Source organism: Streptococcus sp. 2100 (genome assembly GCF_013276335.1).
In the GTDB taxonomy this organism is placed as follows: Bacteria; Bacillota; Bacilli; order Lactobacillales; family Streptococcaceae; genus Streptococcus; species Streptococcus pseudopneumoniae.
This window is the reverse complement of record NZ_VMKV01000067.1, coordinates 7,554-10,051: the sequence shown is the minus strand read 5'-3', so window position 1 is coordinate 10,051 and position 2,498 is coordinate 7,554. Positions and strand designations below refer to the sequence as shown.

Sequence of the window (2,498 nt, the reverse complement as noted above, 5' to 3'; positions counted from 1 at the left end):
ATTTCTTTTTATCAACAAAAATCAAAGAGCAAACTAGGAAGCGATCTGCAGGCTGCTCAAAGCACTGCTTTGAGGTTGTAGATAAGACTGACGAAGTCAGCTCAAAACACAGTTTTGAGGTTGTGGATAGAACTGACAGAGTCAGTATCATATACCTACGGCAAGGTGAAGCTGACGTAGTTTGAAGAGATTTTCGAAGAGTATAACCATTCAGGAAATTTCGATAACCCTCTACAATTTCCAGTCAAATAAATTGCATTCGTTTTCTCAAGCAGGTATACTAGTATGGATAAATAAAAAATTTAGAAAATTTAAGAATAGAAAAGAGAACAAATCTTATGGCAAAAGATATTCGTGTCTTACTTTACTACCTTTATACTCCAATTGAAAATGCAGAGCAATTTGCTGCAGATCACTTGGCTTTCTGTAAATCAATCGGCCTTAAAGGCCGTATCCTAGTCGCTGACGAGGGAATTAACGGAACAGTTTCAGGTGACTATGAAACAACTCAAAAATACATGGACTACGTTCACAGTCTCCCAGGCATGGAAGACCTTTGGTTCAAGATTGACGAAGAAAATGAACAAGCCTTCAAGAAGATGTTTGTTCGCTACAAGAAAGAAATTGTCCACCTTGGTTTGGAAGACAACGACTTTGACAATGACATCAACCCACTTGAAACAACAGGTGCTTACTTGTCTCCAAAAGAGTTCAAAGAAGCGCTTCTTGATAAAGATACCGTTGTCCTTGACACACGTAACGATTATGAGTACGACCTAGGACACTTCCGTGGGGCTATCCGTCCAGACATCCGCAACTTCCGTGAGTTGCCACAATGGGTCCGTGATAACAAGGAAAAATTCATGGACAAGCGCGTCGTGGTTTACTGTACAGGTGGCGTTCGCTGTGAGAAATTCTCAGGCTGGATGGTCCGTGAAGGCTACAAAGATGTCGGCCAATTGCACGGAGGAATTGCAACTTACGGTAAAGACCCAGAAGTTCAAGGTGAGCTTTGGGATGGGAAAATGTACGTCTTTGACGAGCGTATCGCCGTTGATGTCAACCATGTCAACCCAACCATCGTAGGGAAAGACTGGTTTGATGGAACACCATGTGAACGTTATGTCAACTGTGGAAATCCCTTCTGTAACCGTCGTATCTTGACATCAGAAGAAAATGAAGACAAGTACCTTCGTGGATGCTCACACGAGTGCCGTGTTCACCCACGTAACCGCTATGTTTCAAAAAATGAATTGACACAAGCTGAAGTGATCGAGCGCCTAGCCGCTATCGGTGAAAGCTTGGATCAGGCAGCTACTGTATAAGATCAAACAGTCCTCAGGGGCTGTTTTTCTATGCTTTTTACTCAAAAATCTAATACTCAATGAAAATCAAAGAGCAAACTAGGAAGCTAGCCGCAGGCTGCTNNATATCTACGGCAAGGCGAAGCTGACGCGGTTTGAAGAGATTTTCGAAGAGTATAAAGTTTGTTTTTGTATCTTTCAGAAAAATAAGGTATACTGTATGTAAACGATTTCAAAGGAGTCCAGTTATGGAGAAAACAATTTTTATTCCAAATAAACAGAGCATTTTAGGAGAACAGGAAATTTTGACTGCCAAGTCCATCTTGGCCTTGGTAGATGGTTTGGAGTCACATAGCTATGATGCTGTCTATCTCCGTCAGCCTCTTAACCGTCTCGAGTATATCGAGTGTGCGATAGTGGGGCAATCACAATTTCTTTTTAAGGTCAGTTATGCTGATGATCAAAAGGCTTACCGTGTCGATCTTCCTGACCTACTAACGCAGACAGACTGGGAGATCATCAAGTCATTTTTAGATGCTTTGCTTGCTTACACAGGAACTGAGATTGAAGGACTAGATGGTTTTGATTTTGAAGCTTATTTCCAAGCAAGTATTCAAGCCCATCTTGCAGACACTGCAGCCCGTTTTACGATTTGCCAAGGAATTTTTAATCCTGTTTTCTTTAGTCATGAGGATTTGAAAAGGTTTTTAGAGGAGGATGGTTTGGCACAGTTTGAAGCACGTGTACGTGCAGTTCAAGAGACAGATGCTTACTTTGCAAGAGTTTCCTTCTATCAGGATGGAGAAGGAAAAGTGCACGGTGTTTACCATTTGGCTCAAGGCGTCAAGACTGTTTTACCGGAAGAACCATTTGTGCCTGCAGCTTATATTGAGCAATTGGTGGATAAGGAAGTGCAGTGGGAGATTGACTTGGTTCAAATCACAGGAGATGGCTCTAAACCAGAAAACTATGAAGCCATTGCTCGCTTGGACTATGCAAAATTCCTAGAGTCACTACCATCAGCATCTTACCACCAACTAGACGCCAATCAATTAGAAGTACAACCCATCTTAGACAAATATTTTAAAGCATTAGCACAAGAAAAGTAAAGCAGAAGCAGGTCAATCGACTTGCTTTTTTGGCATAGAAAAATCCTGCCATGAAAGACAGGATTGCTACTCAATGAAAATCAAA

The 2,498-nt window shown here is 41.5% G+C and carries 3 protein-coding genes; all 3 read left to right on the top strand.

Translation table 11 applies throughout. The features are described 5' to 3' along the window. Window positions 1-185, top strand: a 185-nt coding sequence (locus tag HT669_RS10885) for a hypothetical protein (RefSeq protein ID WP_345889808.1), incomplete at its 5' end; no start/stop codon positions are given. Between the two features lie 153 nt (window positions 186-338). After that, window positions 339-1,325, top strand: coding sequence for a rhodanese-related sulfurtransferase (locus tag HT669_RS09285; RefSeq protein ID WP_001030014.1), 987 nt, complete (start codon window positions 339-341; stop codon window positions 1,323-1,325). A gap of 227 nt (window positions 1,326-1,552) precedes the next feature. Further along, window positions 1,553-2,413, top strand: a complete 861-nt coding sequence (locus HT669_RS09280; RefSeq protein WP_138707669.1) for a DUF4299 family protein — start codon at window positions 1,553-1,555, stop codon at window positions 2,411-2,413. Window positions 2,414-2,498 lie beyond the last annotated feature (85 nt).

Bases quoted from the DNA above. Each gene is read 5' to 3' on its own strand.
- HT669_RS09285 (WP_001030014.1), top strand. From the start codon at position 339: ATGGCAAAAGATATTCGTGTCTTACTTTACTACCTTTATACTCCAATT.
- HT669_RS09280 (WP_138707669.1), top strand. From the start codon at position 1,553: ATGGAGAAAACAATTTTTATTCCAAATAAACAGAGCATTTTAGGAGAA.